The sequence below is a fragment of the Streptomyces sp. CT34 genome, from assembly GCF_000805335.1.
Lineage (GTDB): Bacteria > Actinomycetota > Actinomycetes > Streptomycetales > Streptomycetaceae > Streptomyces.
Genome location: NZ_KN708638.1, coordinates 6,536,768 through 6,553,807, shown reverse-complemented (window position 1 = coordinate 6,553,807; position 17,040 = coordinate 6,536,768). Strand labels below are relative to the sequence as shown.

At 73.1% G+C, this 17,040-nt stretch carries 16 protein-coding genes and 1 pseudogene; 10 read left to right on the top strand and 7 right to left on the bottom strand.

Translation table 11 applies throughout. The annotated features are described in order from the left end of the window. Window positions 1–106 precede the first annotated feature (106 nt). Together RZ84_RS28560 and RZ84_RS28555 are read right to left on the bottom strand one after the other, a co-directional pair. Window positions 107–775, bottom strand: coding sequence for a bifunctional 4-hydroxy-2-oxoglutarate aldolase/2-dehydro-3-deoxy-phosphogluconate aldolase (locus RZ84_RS28560; protein ID WP_043267005.1), 669 nt, complete (start codon window positions 773–775; stop codon window positions 107–109). A gap of 340 nt (window positions 776–1,115) precedes the next feature. Further along, window positions 1,116–1,550, bottom strand: a complete 435-nt coding sequence (locus RZ84_RS28555; RefSeq protein WP_043271069.1) for a guanyl-specific ribonuclease — start codon at window positions 1,548–1,550, stop codon at window positions 1,116–1,118. A 175-nt stretch (window positions 1,551–1,725) separates the two neighbouring features. Here RZ84_RS28555 and RZ84_RS28550 point away from each other — a divergent pair, with 175 nt between their 5' ends. The 5 genes and pseudogenes from RZ84_RS28550 (at window position 1,726) to RZ84_RS28530 (ending at window position 6,020) form a co-directional block, all read left to right on the top strand. After that, entirely contained in the window at window positions 1,726–2,109 is a 384-nt protein-coding gene (locus RZ84_RS28550; protein WP_043271067.1) for a VOC family protein, read from the top strand. A 90-nt stretch (window positions 2,110–2,199) separates the two neighbouring features. Beyond that, a complete protein-coding gene (locus RZ84_RS28545) occupies window positions 2,200–2,829 on the top strand; it encodes a helix-turn-helix domain-containing protein (protein ID WP_043267003.1) in 630 nt (209 codons plus the stop codon). A gap of 49 nt (window positions 2,830–2,878) precedes the next feature. Continuing rightward, window positions 2,879–3,058 (top strand): DUF6126 family protein, encoded by a 180-nt coding sequence (locus RZ84_RS28540; protein WP_198540064.1) that lies wholly within the window; start codon window positions 2,879–2,881, stop codon window positions 3,056–3,058. Between the two features lie 190 nt (window positions 3,059–3,248). Next, a pseudogene (locus RZ84_RS28535) lies at window positions 3,249–5,141 on the top strand (beta-N-acetylglucosaminidase domain-containing protein); the annotation flags it as partial. 204 nt (window positions 5,142–5,345) lie between these two features. After that, complete coding sequence (locus tag RZ84_RS28530; RefSeq protein WP_043266997.1) at window positions 5,346–6,020, top strand: thiaminase II/PqqC family protein; 675 nt, start codon at window positions 5,346–5,348, stop codon at window positions 6,018–6,020. Window positions 6,021–6,125: 105 nt separating this feature from the next. Here the strand turns inward: RZ84_RS28530 and alc are convergent, their stop codons facing one another. Continuing rightward, entirely contained in the window at window positions 6,126–7,256 is a 1,131-nt protein-coding gene (gene alc, locus RZ84_RS28525) for an allantoicase (protein ID WP_043266995.1), read from the bottom strand. Beyond that, entirely contained in the window at window positions 7,253–8,623 is a 1,371-nt protein-coding gene (gene allB / locus RZ84_RS28520; protein WP_107068179.1) for an allantoinase AllB, read from the bottom strand. The genes alc and allB overlap by 4 nt, the downstream gene beginning before the upstream one ends. Window positions 8,624–8,852: 229 nt before the next feature. Between allB and RZ84_RS39230 the strand changes: the two genes are divergently transcribed. Then, window positions 8,853–9,047 carry a hypothetical protein gene (locus RZ84_RS39230; protein ID WP_157878920.1) on the top strand — a complete coding sequence of 65 codons (195 nt, stop codon included), beginning with the start codon at window positions 8,853–8,855 and terminating at the stop codon, window positions 9,045–9,047. 632 nt (window positions 9,048–9,679) lie between these two features. Continuing rightward, window positions 9,680–10,483: an IclR family transcriptional regulator gene (locus tag RZ84_RS28510; protein ID WP_043266989.1), complete on the top strand. Its 804-nt coding sequence runs from the start codon at window positions 9,680–9,682 to the stop codon at window positions 10,481–10,483. 35 nt (window positions 10,484–10,518) lie between these two features. Here RZ84_RS28510 and RZ84_RS28505 read toward each other — a convergent pair whose 3' ends face one another. Continuing rightward, window positions 10,519–10,809: a DUF5955 family protein gene (locus tag RZ84_RS28505; RefSeq protein WP_078894289.1), complete on the bottom strand. Its 291-nt coding sequence runs from the start codon at window positions 10,807–10,809 to the stop codon at window positions 10,519–10,521. 621 nt (window positions 10,810–11,430) lie between these two features. Here RZ84_RS28505 and RZ84_RS28500 point away from each other — a divergent pair. The 3 genes from RZ84_RS28500 (at window position 11,431) to aceB (ending at window position 14,327) form a co-directional block, all read left to right on the top strand. Beyond that, window positions 11,431–11,655, top strand: coding sequence for a hypothetical protein (locus RZ84_RS28500; RefSeq protein ID WP_043266987.1), 225 nt, complete (start codon window positions 11,431–11,433; stop codon window positions 11,653–11,655). Between the two features lie 112 nt (window positions 11,656–11,767). Then, window positions 11,768–12,346 carry a nucleotidyltransferase family protein gene (locus tag RZ84_RS28495; protein ID WP_043271063.1) on the top strand — a complete coding sequence of 193 codons (579 nt, stop codon included), beginning with the start codon at window positions 11,768–11,770 and terminating at the stop codon, window positions 12,344–12,346. Between the two features lie 340 nt (window positions 12,347–12,686). After that, the gene (gene aceB / locus RZ84_RS28490) at window positions 12,687–14,327 is read left to right on the top strand and encodes a malate synthase A (RefSeq protein WP_043266985.1); all 1,641 of its coding nucleotides are present in this window, start codon (window positions 12,687–12,689) and stop codon (window positions 14,325–14,327) included. 98 nt (window positions 14,328–14,425) lie between these two features. Here aceB and RZ84_RS28485 read toward each other — a convergent pair whose 3' ends face one another. Then, window positions 14,426–15,976, bottom strand: a complete 1,551-nt coding sequence (locus tag RZ84_RS28485) for a YfcC family protein (protein WP_043266983.1) — start codon at window positions 15,974–15,976, stop codon at window positions 14,426–14,428. Continuing rightward, window positions 15,973–17,040 (bottom strand): M20/M25/M40 family metallo-hydrolase (locus RZ84_RS28480; RefSeq protein ID WP_241777895.1); only part of this gene is annotated, 1,068 nt, incomplete at its 5' end. The genes RZ84_RS28480 and RZ84_RS28485, both read right to left, overlap by 4 nt.

The window sequence follows — 17,040 nt, the reverse complement described above, 5'->3', positions numbered from 1 at the left end:
CTGCGCCGGGTGAACCCCTCGCCCGGCCCGTGGGACGGCACCGGCCCGCAACTCCCCGTTCCGCTCCCCCGGTTCGACCTCGGCCCATCCCCCGGCCCGCCCCCGGTCAGTCCCCGTAGAGGTCCATCGTCCCCTCGCCACCCGGCTGTTCCGGCACCGCGTCGGCGAGCCGTATCAGAAGGTCCGCGGCGCGCTTGGCGACGGTCTCGCGGTCCCCCTCCGACAGGGCCGAGCCCATCCCCACCGCGGCGGCGCCCGCGGCGATCCACTCCGGTGCGGTCTCCGGCGTCACTCCGCCGGTCGGCAGCAACGGCGCCTGCGGCAGGGCGGCGCGGACATCGCTGATCCAGGACGGGTGGCGCCCGGTGGCCGGGAAGAGCTTGAGCGCGTCCGCGCCCAGTTCCAGGCCCCGCACGATCTCGCTCGGCGTCGAGACCCCGGCGAAGACCGGGACGCCGTAGCGGTGGGCGGTGCGGATGACCTCGGCGTCCAGGCTCGGCGAGACCAGGAAGCGGGCGCCCGCGTCCACCGCCATCCGGGCCGACACCGCGTCAAGGACCGTACCGGCGCCGATGACGGCGTCGTCGCCCAGCTCGCGGGTGAGGGTGGTCACCGCCTCCAGGGCGAACGGGGTGGTGAGGGATATCTCCAGGCTCGTGATGCCGGCCGACAGCAGAGTGTCGGCGGTGGCACTCGCTTCGTCGTACGTGGTGCTGCGGACGATGGCGAAAACGCGCTGCGCCAGTGCGGCCCGGGTGATCTCCCAGCGATACACGGCAGTTCGCCGCCCTTCCTTCTTCTCCGACGCTCGCTGCCGCTATGACGCGGCTCACGGCAGACCCAGTACTTCCCGGGGCGCGCCGCGCCGGCTGACCGCTACTGGCCCGTATGCCGCCGATGCCCGCCCACTCCTCGTATCCACCGAAACGCTACCGGCAACCACTGACAATCCTCCCTCGGGGTGCGCCCCTGTGCGCCCCTTCTGCCGAGAATGGGCGAAGGAGAGGGAGAAGTGGCCGGTGAGGCCCGTAAGTCCGGGGGAGCACAACGGCGGCCGGGGTGCGGGTGCACCCCGGCCGCCGGGTGGACGGTCGGTCAGCTACCGCTGCCGCATCTCAGCAGCCGCGGTCGACGAGGTTGAAGGTCTTGTAGTGGTCGGCGGTGTAGTAGTCCTCCTGCTGCTTCTCGCCGGTCACGATGCGCCGGGCGCCGCGGGTGGGCGAGCCCGGAGTGACGACGGTGTACTCGTGGTAGTAGTCCGCGCTCTGGGCCGGGAGGACGCCTTCGGCGTTGGTGAAGACCGTCCCGTCCTTCGGGTACGGGAAGGGGCCGCCCTGGTCGATCAGCTTGAGGGTGTCGTGGGCCTGGGAGGGGAGCTGGGAATAGCAGACCTTGCCGACGTCGTTGGCGTGGACGGTCCTGACGTGGGCCGTGGCCACATGGGTCGTGGCGACGGCGGGCGTCGCGGCGACCGCGGTCCCGCCGACGAGCAGGGCCGATGCGAGGGCGCCCGCGGCGCCGATCTTCGTGATCCGTGGGGGGATTCTCATGCCGTACACCATGACGCGCGTAGACATGCCCCTGTCAATCCCAAGGCCCCGAAGTTTCCCGGGAGTTCACAGGGACACTCCGAGGACACCCCATTTGTTCCCCTGCGCCGCCCGCGTGGTCCCCTTGACGGATCACCGGTTCCGCTTCACCGACACTCCCCTGGAGGGACACCCCATGCGCGTCAAGGACTTCGACCACCTCGTGCTCACCGTGGAGGACATCGAGCGCTCACTGGACTTCTACTGCGGACTGCTCGGTCTGGAGCCGGTCCGGGTGGACGAATGGCGGGCCGGCAAGGCCCCGTTCCCCTCGGCGCGGGTGAGCCCGTCCACCATCATCGACCTGATCACCGGCCCCCGCGGCGGGTCCAACGTGGACCACATCTGTCTGGTCGTCGACCCGCTGGACTGGCAGCAGGTCATCGACTCGGGCCGCTTCACGGTGCTGGAGGGCCCGGTCGGCCGCTACGGGGCGCGGGGCGAGGCGCAGTCGATCTATGTGTCCGACCCCGACGGCAACACCGTCGAACTCCGCTGGTACCCGCAGGACGCCGAATAACGGGCCGCGGGCCCCGCGAACGGTCATTGCGGTCTTTGCCTCACAGGCAAATCTTTTGCCTGTGAGGTGAGGGCTGGCTATACCGGAGCCATGACCGAGCTCCCCGACGAGCCCTCCGGCACCGCTCCGGAGGAGTTCGCCACCGTCGCTCCCCGGCTGCGCGACCTGCGACGACGCGGCGGCCTGACACTGGAGGCCGCGGCCCGGCGGGTGGGCCTGTCGCCGGCGCACCTGTCCCGGCTGGAGACCGGTCAACGGCAGCCGTCGCTGCCGATGCTGCTGGCGCTGGCCCGTACGTACGGCACCACGGTATCCGACCTGCTCGGCGAGACCGCGCCCGAGCGCGACCCCATCGTGCGGGCCGGGCGCAGCGAGCCGTCGGAGGCCGGCGGCTGGACGTACTGGACGGTCGGCGGCGCCGGGCGGGCGATGCAGTCGCTGCGGGTCCGGGTGCCATACCGGGCGCAGCGCGAGCTGGTGCGGGTGCACCCCGGCGAGGAGTGGCTCTACGTCCTCTCGGGCCGGCTGCGGCTGACCCTCGGCGAGGCGGCGCATGTGCTGGATCCGGGCGACGCCGCGCACTTCGACTCGCTGACCCCGCACCGGATCGCCGCGGCGGACCGCGGCGGCGTGGAGCTGCTGTTCGTGCACACGCTGCTGCAGAGCGGCGCCGCCGGGCTGTGCCTGGGCGACGGGGCGTCACCACACCGCGGGGTCTGAGCCCGCACCGTCCGCCATTCACCGTTCCGGAAGGGAAGGCCCGTTCGCCGTGCCCGAAAACCCCACCCCCGCTTCCCCCGCCCCCTCGTCTCCCGAGCCCGCCCCCGCGCGGTACGTCGAGAACAAGCCGCCGCGCGGGCTGTACGTGCGGGTCTTCGTCTACGTCGTCGCCACCCATGTGCTGCTGGCCTTCCTGAGCCTGCTGGTCATCATCGCCAAGTCGCGCTAGCGGCCGGCCGGTGACGTGGAGTCAGCCGGGGCGGGACGCGCCCACTGCACGGAGTACGCCCCCTTGCCCCGGCCCGGCGATCGGGTGACCCTGCTGCCACCGCGCACGACGCGCGACCGGTAACGCGCCCCGGCGCGACGCACGCACCAGACTCGTCCCCTGACCTCGCTGCACCGAGGAGGACCGAAGGATGCACCGTACGCGCACCGCGGTTGCCACCGCCTTCGCCGTGGCCCTCGCCGTGATCCCCCTGGCGGGCATGTCGGGGCCGTCGGGCGCCGCTCCGGCCCGCGGCACCGACGCCCGGGACAGCCCCGGGAGCGCCGATGCCGTCTCCCCCACCCCGCGGTCCGTTCACGACCGCACCGACCACATCACCATCACCCGGTCCGTGACCGTCGTCGCCGGACCGGGGACCGACGCCCCGGCGCTGGCACTGGTCACGAAGACGCTGCGGGACGCCGGCGCCCGGCAGGTCGTACGGGCCGGGCAGGCGCCGCCCGAGGGCGGGCGGCTGACCGTCTACGTGGACGGGGCGGGCGCGGCCCGGGCGCTGCGGGAGCTGGGCGCGCGCGGCACCGGCGGACTGCCGGCCGACGGGTACGCGCTGGCCGTCGGCGCCGGCCGGATCGCGCTGGCCGGCCGGGACGCCACCGGCACGTACTACGCCGCCCAGACGCTCCGTCAGCTGCTGCCGCACCGCGACCGGCCCGGCGCCCGGGTGCGCGGCACCGCCGTACGGGACTGGCCGGCCACCCCGCTGCGCGGTGTGATCGAGGGCTTCTACGGGACCCCGTGGTCCCATCAGGCGCGCCTCGACCAGCTCGACTTCTCCGCCGAGCACAAGATGAACATCTACGTCTACTCCCCCAAGGACGACGCCTACCTCCGGGAGAAGTGGCGCGATCCCTACCCCGCCGACCGGTTGGCGCGGCTGCGGGAGCTGGTGGACCGGGCGCGAGCACGGCATGTGGAGTTCACCTACGCGCTCTCCCCCGGCCTGTCCGTCTGCTACAGCTCGGCCGCCGACGTCAAGGCGCTGACCGCCAAGTTCGGCACGCTGTGGGACATCGGCGTGCGGACCTTCGCGGTGCCGCTGGACGACATCAGCTACACCAAGTGGAACTGCGCCGCCGACAAGGCGAGGTTCGGGACCGGCGGCGGGGCGGCCGGGGCGGCGCAGGCGCAGCTGCTGAACCGGGTCAACCGGGAGTTCATCGCCCGGCATCCGGGAGCGCAGCCGCTCCAGATGGTGCCGACCGAGTACGCCGACCTGAAGCCCTCGCCGTACAAGAAGGCGCTGGCCACCCGGCTGGACCGGAACGTGCTGGTGGAGTGGACGGGCGTGGGCGTCATCGCGCCGACGATCGGCGTCGGGCAGGCGCGGCAGGCCCGGGAGCTCTTCGGGCACCGGATCCTGCTGTGGGACAACTACCCGGTCAACGACTACGTGAGCAAGCGGCTGATGCTCGGGCCGTTCAACGGGCGGGCGCCGGGGGTGCCGGGACAGCTGGCCGGGATCACCGCGAATCCGATGATCCAGCCCGCCGCGTCCGACCTCGCGCTGTACACCGTGGCCGACTACGTGTGGAACGACCGGGCGTACGACGCGCGGGCGTCCTGGCGGGGTGCGATCCGGGAGCTGGCCGGCGGCGACGCCCGTACGGAGAGCGCGCTGCGCGCCTTCGCGGACGTCAACTACACCTCGGCCATCAATCCGCGTCAGGCGCCCGAACTGGCCGCCGCCATCGCCCGGTTCGGGAAGGACGGCCGGGCCGGGCGGCTGGACGCGGTACTGCGCCGCCTCCAGAACGCGCCGGCGGTGCTGCGCGACCGGCTCGACTCCCGGGCGTTCGTCCGGGAGAGCAAGCCGTGGCTGGACGCCACCCGCGCCTGGGGGATCGCGGCCCGCGACGCGCTCCGGCTGATCGAGGCGGACCGCTCGGGCGACACCGCCCGGGCCCGGCAACTGCGGCAGCGGATCCCGGAGTTGGTCAGGACCGCGAAGTCGTACGTCTATGTCGACATGAAGGGGAAGCGGATCCCGGTGGTGGTCGGCGACGGGGTGCTGGACACCTTCGTCGGGCACGCGCTGGGCGGGCACGGCGCGTCCCGGGCTACGCGGTCCCGCTGACCGGTCCGGCGGCCGGGCGGAACGGGCGGCCGGGCGGGCGGCGATGAGGTGATTCCGCGCTGACCTGGGCGGGCGTGCTCCGTGCCGGAGGGGTGGCCGGGCCCTAATCTGAGGCCCCGGCCACCCGCTGCGCGCCCACCGGAGGAGATCCGCATGGCCCGACCCGCCGCCCCCCGGCCGAGCGCCACCGCCGTCCTCGACGACGCGGTGCGCGCGCTCGCCCCGGACCCGGACGCCAACCGGCTCGTGCGCCGGATCGCCACCGGCGAGGCGCCGCGCTCGGTGTTCACCACCTTCGCCCTGGAGCAGCACCAGATCATCGGCGCCGACCGGATCAGTTTCCAGCATCTGGCGCGCCGGGCGGACGGTGATCCGCCGATGGCCGACTTCTTCGACCTGCTCGCTTATGGGGAGGCGCTGGCCCTGGAGCAGCTGGCCGCGCTGGCGGACGCCTGCGGGCTGACCGGCCGGGACCTCGTCGCGTACCAGCCGCGCCCCGGCTGCCAGGCGTACCCGTCCTACGCGGCGCGCCTCGCGCTGAGCGCCGAGCCGGCCGACGCCGCCATCGCGATCACCGCCAACTTCGCGGCCTGGAGCGGTTATTGCGCGACGGTGCACACCGCGATGCGGGAGCACTACGACTTTCCCGAGGCGGCCCGCGGGTTCTTCGCGCTGTTCGCCGAGCCCTCGCCGGAGCTGGCTTCCCGGGCCCGCGCGGCGGTGCAGCACGGCATCGACACCGGCCAGGCGCGGCCGGCGGCGGCGCACCGCTACGGGCGCCTGCTCCAGGCGTACGAGGTGATGTTCTGGAACTCGGTCGACGACTGACCCGTTCTCCGCGGTCCGGAGCCGCACCGGCGGCGCTCCGGGCCCGGTGAGCGGGTGGGCGGGCGCCCCTGACCGGCCGTCAGGAGTGCCCGCCCGCCGGGTGTGTCAGCCGCCCAGTTCCCGGTGCCGGGACTCCAGGCGCGCGGCCCCCTCGGGCGTGAGGGAGCCGTGCAGCCGGAGCCGGGCGATCCCGCCGTCGGGGAAGATGTCGATCCGTACGTGGGTCACCGCGGGCGCGTCGTGCAGCAGGAAGCGGTGGACGGTGTCGGGCTGGAGCCGGGTGCGCGGCAGCAGTTCGACCCAGTCGCCGCTCTCGCCGTCGCGGCCGGACAGGGCCGCCCAGCCGGCCGAGTTGCCCTTGAGGTAGCCGGTGTCGATCTCCACGGCGCGGATCACGGACTGGCCGGTGAGGCGGTAGCGGACCCAGTCGTGGCCGCAGCCGCGGCGCCGCCGGGTCTCCCAGCCGTCGTCCATCTTTCGGGAGCGGCCCGGCTGGATGGTGTTGGTGGGCGAGGAGTAGAAGCGATCCGAGGCGTCCTCGACCTGGCCGCCGTTCTCCAGCGCGGCGAGGTCGAAGGTGCCCAGCGCGGCCAGCCAGCGGGGCGCCGGGACGACCTCGCCGTGCACCCGGAGCCGGGCGATGCCGCCGTCGGGGTGCTGGTTGAGCCGGAGGTGGGTGAAGCGCTGGGCGGCGTCCACCGCGAAGCCGTTGGCGGCGTGCCCGCCGATGGCGGTGCGCGGGACGAGCGGGGTCCACTTGACGTCGTCGGCGAGGAGTTCGGCCGGTGACGGGGAGCCGTCGGCGCAGGTGCCCTCGATGCTCACGGACTGCGGGTAGTTGCCGCGGAAGTGGGCGGTGTCGACGACGATGCCGTGGATCACGCCGGGCGCGCCGAGCCGGATCAGCGCCCAGTCGTGGTCCTCCTCGGCCGGGAAGGGGTGGTCCCCGTCGGTGCCGCGGCGCCGCCGGGTCTCCCAGCCGTCCATGATCTTGCCCTTGTGGCCGAACGCCTCGGGGTCGAAGTGGGCGGCCCCCGGTGTCAGGAGGTTCTCCCGTTCGGCGAAGAACTCGTCGTTGGCGGCGAGCACGCCGGCGCCGAGCCGCCGGTCGGCGAGGTCGGGGAGGTGGGTGAAGGCGAAGCCGTCCGGGCCCGGGGTGCGGTAGTCGGCGTACGGGTCGCCGCCTGCGTAGGGGGCGGCGTCGCCGGTGTAGCGGGGTATCTCGCCGGTGGTCATGCGCGCGGCCTTTCGAGGAGCTCACCGGTGGGTTCGGCGAGGGTGGTGCCGTCGTTGATCCGCCGGCCGCGCAGCCAGGTGGACCGGACGACGCCGTGGAGGGTACGGCCCGCGTAGGCGGTGATCTTGTTGCGGTGCTGGAGGGCCTGCGGGTCGACGGTGAAGGTCTCGTCGGGGGCCAGGACCGCGAAGTCGGCGTCCCGGCCGGGCTCGATGGCGCCCTTCCGGTGGAGGCCGACCAGTGCCGCCGGGGCGGTGGACATCCAGCGGACCACGTCGTCCAGGGTGTGGCCGCGCTCACGGGCGGCGGTCCAGATGGCGGGCAGGCCGAGCTGGAGGGAGGAGATGCCGCCCCAGGCGGTGCCGAAGTCACCGGACTTGAGGTCGGCGGTGGAGGGCGAGTGGTCGGAGACGATGCAGTCGATGGTGCCGTCGGCCAGGCCGGCCCACAGCGCGTCCTGGTTGCCGGCCTCGCGGATCGGCGGGCAGCACTTGAACTCCGTTGCGCCGTCCGGAATTTCCTCGGCGGTCAGGGTCAGGAAGTGCGGGCAGGACTCGACGGTGATCCGCACGCCCTCGGCCTTGGCGGCGGCGATCAGCGGCAGCGCGTCACCGGAGGACAGGTGCAGGACGTGCACCCGGGCGTCGAGCAGCTTGGCGAGGGCGATCAGCCCGGCGATGGCGTCGTTCTCGGAGACCCGGGGGCGGGAGGCGAGGAAGTCGGCGTACTTGGGGCCGTGCGCCTCGGGGGCCGCCGCCAGGTGGCCGGGGTCCTCGGCGTGCACGATCAGCAGTCCGTCGAAGCCGGCGATCTCGCCGAGCGCGGCGGCCAGTTGCTCCTGGTCGACCTCGGGGAACTCCTCGACGCCGGACGGCGACAGGAAGCACTTGAAGCCGAACACCCCCGCCTCGTGCAGCGGGCGCAGGTCCTTGACGTTGCCCGGGATGGCGCCGCCCCAGAAGCCGACGTCGATATGGGCCTTGCCGCGGGCGACCGCGCGCTTGGTGTCGAGGTGGGCGGTGGTGGTGGTCGGCGGGAGGCTGTTGAGCGGCATGTCCACGAGCGTGGTGATGCCGCCGGCCGCGGCGGCGCGGGTGGCGGTCCAGAAGCCCTCCCACTCGGTGCGGCCGGGGTCGTTGACGTGTACGTGGGTGTCCACGAGGCCGGGAAGCAGGACATCGTCGCCGAAGTCCTCGACCCGTGCTCCGGCCGGGGCCTCGGCGTCGTGCGGCAGGACGGCCGCGATCTTCCCGTCCTCGACGGTGACCGTCGCGGGGCGGGTCCCCTCAGGGGTGACGACGCGCGTGGAGCGCAGCACCAGCACTGTTTCGGACACCCAGTACCTCCTCGTATGGTTCTCTTCCATGGCCACGGGCCGGCGGCCGGGCGGGCTCGCCCGCCGGGGCCGTGGGGCCCCGGCACGCACCCCGGGACGGACCCGCCGGCCGGCAGGCAGAATTCAACAGTCTGTTGAATGAGTCTTCACACCGGACCCCGGCCCGTCAAGACCCCTCCACCACCGCGGGAGCCGCCCCGGCGCCGGTCCCTCCCGACAGCTCCGCCCCTCCCTGACCCCGGCCCTGACCTGCGACGGGATGATCTCCTGCGGGATCGGGCCGGCGCCCGCGGCGACCCGGGAGCAGCCGGAGACCAGGACGTGGAGCAGCCCCGAGAGCGCCATCCCGAAAATCCGGGAGAACGGCACAACGGCTCCGAAGGCCGGTATCAGCGCCGGCGCGGCGGCGACCGCGGCGGCCGGCAGGAAGGCGATCACGGCCTTCGGGCGGTAGCCCCGCCGGTGGTGATACGCCCCTCGACATCGGCCGAAAAGAGTGCGTCGACATCGATCCGGCCGCGCCGCACCAGGTCGTAGTCGACGGGCAGGATCGCCACCAGCGGGCCGGGGAAGACCCCGGCACCCCCAGGAAGTACTGGATCACCAGCGCCGAGGAGTACAGCCTCCAGGGCGGGACCACGACGGCCGGCACCGCGGTGATCATGCCGCCGCGCTTGAAGTCCGGGTACGTCGGCGCGAGGTGGGCGAAGTCGCGGGCGGGCGGCTCGCCGAAGCCCGCCATGACCACCCGCCGAAGGGCGCGTCCAGGGCGGCCAGCGCGCTGGGCGGGCAGTCACGGATCGAGGCAGTCATGGCAAGGATGCGCATGACGCTCCAGCCATTTGGAGGATTCCACAGAATGGACAGTAGATTTCGCGTAGCAGAACGGAGCTCTGGCCACTGGCACCGTGGAGAGATCTGCGCAAGGAGGTGGCACCTTGGGACATACAGGCCCTGACCGGCGGGAACGACTGCGCGATAGGCCGTGTGCCTGCGCGGTGTGACCGGTAGGCTGCTCCGGTCGGGCCCGGCGCCCGCAAGCACCAGAGCCGAGACCGATCAGACCCGCCCCGAAAGGAACGCGACGTGCCGCCGTCCAGCGCCAGCACCTCCGCCGCCGAAGCCAAGCCCGCAGGCGCCAGCGGCGGCGTCCAGTCCCTTGAGCGCGCCTTCGACCTTCTGGAGCGGATGGCCGACGCGGGGGGCGAGGTCGGGCTGAGCGAGCTCTCCACCAGCAGCGGACTGCCGCTCCCCACCATCCACCGCCTGATGCGCACGCTCGTCGCCTGCGGCTACGTCCGCCAGCAGCCCAACCGCCGGTACGCCCTCGGCCCGCGCCTGATCCGGCTCGGCGAGAGCGCCTCGCGGCTGCTGGGCACCTGGGCGCGCCCGTTCCTGGCCCGCCTGGTGGAGGAGACCGGCGAGACCGCCAACATGGCGCTGCTCGACGGCGACGAGATCGTCTACGTGGCCCAGGTCCCGTCCCGGCACGCGGTCCGCATGTTCACCGAGGTCGGCCGCCGGGTGCTGCCGCACTCCACCGGCGTCGGCAAGGCCCTGCTGGCCAACCACCCGCCGGAGGAGGTCCGCGCGCTGCTCGGGCGTACCGGCATGCCGGCCGCGACCGAGAAGACCATCACCGACCCGGACCGCTTCCTCGAGGCGCTCGCCGAGGTCCGCCGGCTCGGCTACGCGGTCGACGACAACGAGCAGGAGATCGGCGTCCGCTGCTTCGCGGTCCCGGTGCCCAACTCCCCCACCTCGGCGGCCATCTCGATCTCGGGCCCGACGGGCCGGGTGACGGAGGCGTCCACGGACAAGATCGTGCCGGTCCTCCAGGACGTCGCGGCACAGCTGTCGGTGGCGCTCGCCAACCAGACGCCGGCGTAACGGGGGCGGCCGGCGGGGCGGCCGGCTGCCTGGATTCACCGCCCCCTCGGCAGCTGGCCGAACCGGTCGATCCGTTCGCGGACCTCGGACAGCGCGGGCGACAGCGCGCTGACCGACCCGACCGCCCCGGCGATCAGCAGCAGCGAGCGGCGTAACCGCGGCACCTCCGGCATCCCGTGGCGCATCATCGCGTCCAGTGCGGCCAGCTCGTCGTCGGCAGCCGCACGGTCCGGTAACTCCGCGGGCAGCACGGCCAGTTGACGACGCAGCCGGGCCACCGCCACCCTCAGCTCCTGGACCCGCGGGTCGCCGCCGGCCCCGGTCACTCGCCTGTCCCCGCGCAGCTGTTCCACAACGACGGCGCCCTCCAAGGCCGTTGCCGTTCCGCAATGCCGGACAGTTAACGCCACTCTGCGCCGACCGCGCCATACGGAGAGCGAAAAAAACCGATCACCCGCGCTCAGGAACCCCGCTGCGGAGGGCACCGCGTCGGGTCATACCCGGACCCGGCGGCCGGAAGATCCCGGACGACCCCACGCGCCGTTCACCACCACGTCCCCGGAAGTGCCCCGCGGACCGACCGATGCGGCGGGCCCGCCCCGGTCGGCACGGCGGGCGCAGACCCGCACCGGGGCAGCACCTGTCCGGTCGCGGGCCACACCGTGACATCCAGGCCCGAGAGCTGATGGGTGATCAGGTGCCTGCCCGAAGTGCCCGTTCGCGGCGACGGTTTGACCGCCCGCCGACCTCTCCGCGCGGCTGCGCGACTGCGCCCCCGCGCACGCCGCGCGCGCATGGCCGGCGCCCGGCCTGATCATGCGTCAGCACGTGCGTTCCCCCGGGCACCCGTTGGCGTGGGCGTATCCGGTACCACGCGTACGGCCCGACGGGATGGAGCATTCTCCCTTCCGGGAAATATCCGGCATATCACTGGATCGGAGAACGCCATGGAGCCCAACCCAGGCCCCGAGAACGGCCCGAACTCCCGGCCCGTCAGCGTCGTGGAGCTCATCTGCTACGCGTACGGCCTCGCCGACGCGTCGGAGATCACCGAGGAGCACATACACCGCTACGTGAGCGAACGCCGGCGGGTGGACGAGCGGACGCAGCAGCTCCGGGACCGGCTGCGACCGAGGATTCCGCGCCCGCGGGCGTCGGGGGACGCGGCCTGACCCCGGCCGTGCGGCGCCGTGCCGTGCCATGAGGTAAGCAGTTCCCATGGCACACACAGGGGAGAGCGACCGCACCGGGGGGACGGCGTGGGCCGGACGGCCCGAGGGGAAGGTGGCCGGGCTGCTGCTCGCCGCGGGCGGCGGGCGGCGGCTGGGGGGACGGCCCAAGGCACTGCTCGACCACCGGGGACGCCCGCTGGTCGAGCATGCCGCGGGGGTGCTGCGGGACGGCGGCTGCGACCCGGTGCACATCGTGCTCGGCGCAGCCGCCGACGCGGTCCGCGAGCGGGCCGATCTGGCGGGGTACGGGATCTCGTTGAACCCGGACTGGGCGCAGGGCATGGGCTCCTCGCTCCGGGTGGGCCTGGCCGCGCTGGGCGGTTCGGGGGCGGACGCGGTCGTGGTGTCGCTGGTCGACCAGCCGGGCATCGGGGCCGCGGCGGTGGCCCGGGTGGTGGCCGCGTACGAGGGGCGGGACTCGCTGGCCGCGGCGGCGTACGGGGGCAGGCGGGGGCATCCGGTGCTGTTCGGTGCCGCGCGATGGGCGGACATCGCGGCGAGCGCGGAGGGCGATCGCGGCGCGCGGGCCTATCTCCGGCGGCACGCCGCCGCGGTCACGCTCGTCGAGTGCGGGGACGTGGCCGAGGCGTACGACATCGACACGCCGGAGGATCTGCGGCGGCTCGAATAGCGGGCGGCGCGAGAAGTGGCGGATGCCACAGCGCGGGCGCGGCGGCCCCGCCCGCGGACCGGAGCGGCCCGCGTGACCTGCGGACCCGCCCCGCAGCCGCGGTCATGGAGCGTGACCGCCGTGGCACCGAGAGCCATTCGATCTCGACTTCTGTCGACCCGGAGAATCTCGATATCAACAAACCATTGAAGTTCCGCGATAAGGAAACTAGTCTCCACTGGTCAGAAGCGCCCTGAACCCGAACGGCGCCCGCGACCGTATCCCGGAGCCCGCGGCACCCCGTGCCGCCTCTGGCGCCCCGGCGGCCGCCAGGCACCGCCGCTGAATGGAGTGACAGCTCATGTCCGCACCAGCGCCGTCCCCGCTGGCCATCGTCGAAGTCGACCCCGCGCACACCCCGGAACGGCAGGGCGAAGTCCTCACCGAGGCCGCACTCGCCTTCGTCGCCGAGCTGCACCGGCGGTTCACCCCCCGCCGCGACGAGCTGCTCGCCCGCCGCGCCGAGCGCCGCGCCGAAATCGCCCGGACCAGCACGCTGGACTTCCTCCCGGAGACCGCGCACATCCGCGCCGACGACAGCTGGCGGGTCGCCCCGGCACCCGCCGCCCTCAACGACCGCCGGGTCGAGATCACCGGCCCCACCGACCGCAAGATGACCATCAACGCGCTCAACTCCGGCGCCAAGGTCTGGCTCGCCGACTTCGAGGACGCGTCCGCCCCCACCTGGGAGAACGTCGTCACCGGCCAGCTCAACCTGATCGACGCCTACGAGCACCGGATCGACTTCACCGACGCCGGCACCGGCAAGTCGTACGCGCTCAAGCCGGCCGAGGAGCTCGCCACCGTCGTGATGCGGCCCCGCGGCTGGCACCTGGAGGAGCGGCACCTCCAGTTCGAGGGCCGCCCGGTCCCCGGCGCGCTGGTCGACTTCGGCCTCTACTTCTTCCACAACGCACAGCGCCTGCTGGACCTCGGCAAGGGCCCCTACTTCTACCTGCCGAAGACCGAGTCGTACCTGGAGGCCCGCCTCTGGAACGAGATCTTCGTCTTCGCCCAGGACTACGTCGGCATCCCGCAGGGCACCATCCGCGCCACCGTCCTGATCGAGACCATCACCGCCGCGTACGAGATGGAGGAGATCCTCTACGAGCTGCGCGACCACGCCTCGGGCCTGAACGCCGGCCGCTGGGACTACCTCTTCTCCATCGTCAAGAACTTCCGCGACGGCGGCGCCAGGTTCGTCCTCCCCGACCGCAACGCGGTCACCATGACCGCCCCGTTCATGCGCGCCTACACCGAACTGCTGGTGCGCACCTGCCACAAGCGCGGCGCCCACGCCATCGGCGGCATGGCGGCCTTCATCCCCAACCGCCGCGACCCCGAGGCCAACGAGAAGGCCCTCGCCAAGGTCAAGAACGACAAGGACCGGGAGGCCGGCGACGGCTTCGACGGCTCCTGGGTCGCCCACCCCGACCTGGTGCCGGTCGCCCGCGCCTCCTTCGACGCGGTCCTCGGCGACAAGCCCCACCAGAAGGACCGCCTCCGCGAGGACGTCTCGGTCGCCGCCGCGGACCTCATCGCCATCGATTCCCTGGACGCCCGGCCCACCTACCAGGGCCTGGTCGACGCCGTCCGGGTCGGCACCCGCTACATCGAGGCGTGGCTGCGCGGGCTCGGCGCCGTCGCCATCTTCGGCCTGATGGAGGACGCCGCCACCGCCGAGATCTCCCGCTCCCAGATCTGGCAGTGGGTCGACGCCGGCGTCGTCTTCCAGGACGGCGAGCACGCCGGCACCAAGGCGACCGCCGACCTCGTCCGCCGCATCGCCGCCGACGAACTCGCCGCGATCCGCGCCGAGTTGGGCGACGAGGCCGTCACCGCCGGCAAGTGGCAGCAGGCCCACGACCTCCTTCTGAAGGTCTCCCTGGACGCCGACTACGCCGACTTCCTCACCCTGCCCGCATACGAACTGCTGGGCTGATCCGAGGCCTCACCCCGCACCCGCCACACAGCCCGAAGGGCCGGTACGCACCGCAGCACCGCGGTACGTACCGGCCCTTGGTCATGCCGTCCGCCCCCTCACGTCACCGCCGCCCCCAAGGCCACGAAGGCGCAGACGAGGACGAAGAGGAGGGCGAGGAGGGGGGCGGCGAAGCGGAGGTATCTGTCGTAGCCGATCTTGGCGAGGGAGATGCCGCCCATGATGACGGCGGTGGTGGGGACCCAGAGGTTCATCCAGCCGCTGGCGGCCTGCCAGGCGGTGACGACCACGGCGCGGGTGACGCCGGCGAAGTCGGCGAGCGGGGCGAGGATCGGCATCGCGAGGGTGGCGTGGCCCGAGGTGGAGGGGATCAGGAAGGCCAGGGGGAGGTTGACGATGAAGACGATGACGCCGAAGAGGGCCGCGGGGGTGCCGGAGACCACGCCCTCGATGGAGTGCAGGACGGTGTCGGTGACCTTGGCGTTGTTCATGACGACGGTGACGCCGCGGGCGAGGACGATGACCAGGGCGGGCGAGATGAAGTCCGCGGCGCCCTGGACGAAGGTGGCGCTCAGCCGCTGCTCGGGCATCCGGGCGACGATGCCGACCAGGACCGCGCCCACCAGGAACATCGCGGCCAACTGAGGGAAGGACCAGTCGAGTTCGAAGGTGTACGGGGGTACGTCGGCGCGGCCGGTGACGGCGCCCGACCACGGGATGACCGAGAAGATCATGAAGGCGAAGAGGAGGGTGACGGTGACCAGGACCGCCTTGTGCAGGCCGGTCAGCGGCGGGGGCGCCACCGCCTCCTCGGCGGTCTGCGCGTGGTCGCGGTCGCCGGGGAGGAAGCCGCACAGCGAGCGATCGGGATCGGCGCGTACCCGGCGGGCGTAGCGGATGACGTAGCCGATGGTGACCGTGGTCAGCACCAGCCACATCGCCACCCGCAGCGCGATGCCGTCGCCGAGGGAGATCTCGGCGGCGGACGAGGCGACTCCGGTGGCGAAGGGGTTGACGGTGGAGCACAGCACGCCGATGCCGGCGCCGAGGATGATGGCGCCGGTGGCGACCAGGCGGTCGAAGCCGAGGGCGAGCATCAGCGGGACGATCAGGCCGTAGAAGCCGAGGGTCTCCTCGGCGAAGCCCTCGACCGTGCCGAGGAGGGAGAAGACCGCCATCACGCCGGCGATCAGGAGCGCGCCGCGGTCGCGGAGGCGGTGGGCGAGGCGGCCGATGCCGCGGTCCAGCGCGCCGGTGGCGAAGACGACGGTGATGAAGGCGCCGATGGCGAGGACGAAGAGGAAGACACCGGCGCTTCCGTAGAGTTCGCCGGCCAGGTCGGGGCCGACCACTCCGGTCTTGGCGTCCTTGATGCCGTAGAGGCCGTTGACGGGAGAGAGAAAGAGGTCGGTGAGGCGGTCGGCGAAGGTCTGGCCGGAGGGGTGGCGGTGGTAGGAGCCCTGGACCGGGCGGCCGGCGGGGGTGCGGGTGTAGGTGCCGGCGGGCAGGACGAAGGCCAGCGCCCAGACTGCGAGGGTGACGAGGACGAGGACGGTGAGGGCGCTGGGGAAGGTGAAGCGGCGGCCGGTGCCCGGCGGTTGCTCCGTTGATGCGTCGTCCGACGCTTCGTCAGGTCGGTCCGGCGTCATCCGGCGGCGCCGGCGCGGTGCGTGGCGGCGTACTCGGTGAAGAAGGCGGCCTCGGCGAGGAGGGCGGCGCGGAGTTCCGACAGCAGGACGCGTTCGTTGGGGCCGTGGAGGTTGCAGAGGTTGTCCTCGGCACCGAAGAGCAGGATCTCGGCGCCCGGTGCCGCCTTGGCCAGGCCGTTGACCAGGGGGATGGAGCCGCCGGACGCGGCGTGCACGGGGTCGGCGCCCCAGGCGCGGCGCAGCGCGGTGCGGGCGGCGCGGTAGGCGGGGCCGCCGGTGGCGGCCTCGTAGCCGGGGCCGGTGTCGCCCGGGGTGACGGCGAGCGGGATGCCGAAGGGGCGCAGGCTGCGCAGATGACGGACGAGCGCGGCCTGCGCCTCCTCGGGGTCCTGCCGGGGGTGCACGCGGAGGTTGAGCTTGGCGCGGGCGTGCGGGACGACGGCGGAGGCGGCGCGGTCGACGGGCGGGGCGTCCAGGCCGATGACGGTGATCGCCGGGCCGGTCCAGAGGCGTTCGCCGAGGCCGCCGGAGCCGATGAGGGGGATGTCTCGGGGGACGCCGGCCAGCTCGCGGAACTCGTCGTCGGTGAGGTCGGTGCCGGACCAGGGTTCGCGGCGCAGGCCCTCGACGGCGACGTCGCCGTGGACGTCGTGGAGGGTGGCGAGGGCCTTGACGAGGACGAGCAGGGCATCGGGGGCGGCGCCGCCGTACTCGCCGCTGTGGACGGCGGCGCCGAGGGTGCGGGCCTCGATGAAGACCTCGGCGGCGCCGCGCAGGGCGGTGGTGAGGGTGGGGGTGCCGGGCCGGATGCTGCCGGTGTCGGCGATGATCACCGCGTCGCAGGCGAAGAGGTCCGGGTCGGTGGGCGGGTAGCCGTCGAAGGCGCTGCCGTACTCCTCCTGGCCCTCGATGACGATCTTGAGGCCGACGGGCGGCCGGCCGCCGAAGGCGCGCAGCGCGCCGATGTGGACCATCACGTTGGCCTTGTCGTCGGCGATACCGCGGGCGCGGATGCCGCCCTCGATGTCCGTGGGCTCGAACGGCGGGGAGTCCCAGAGGTGTTC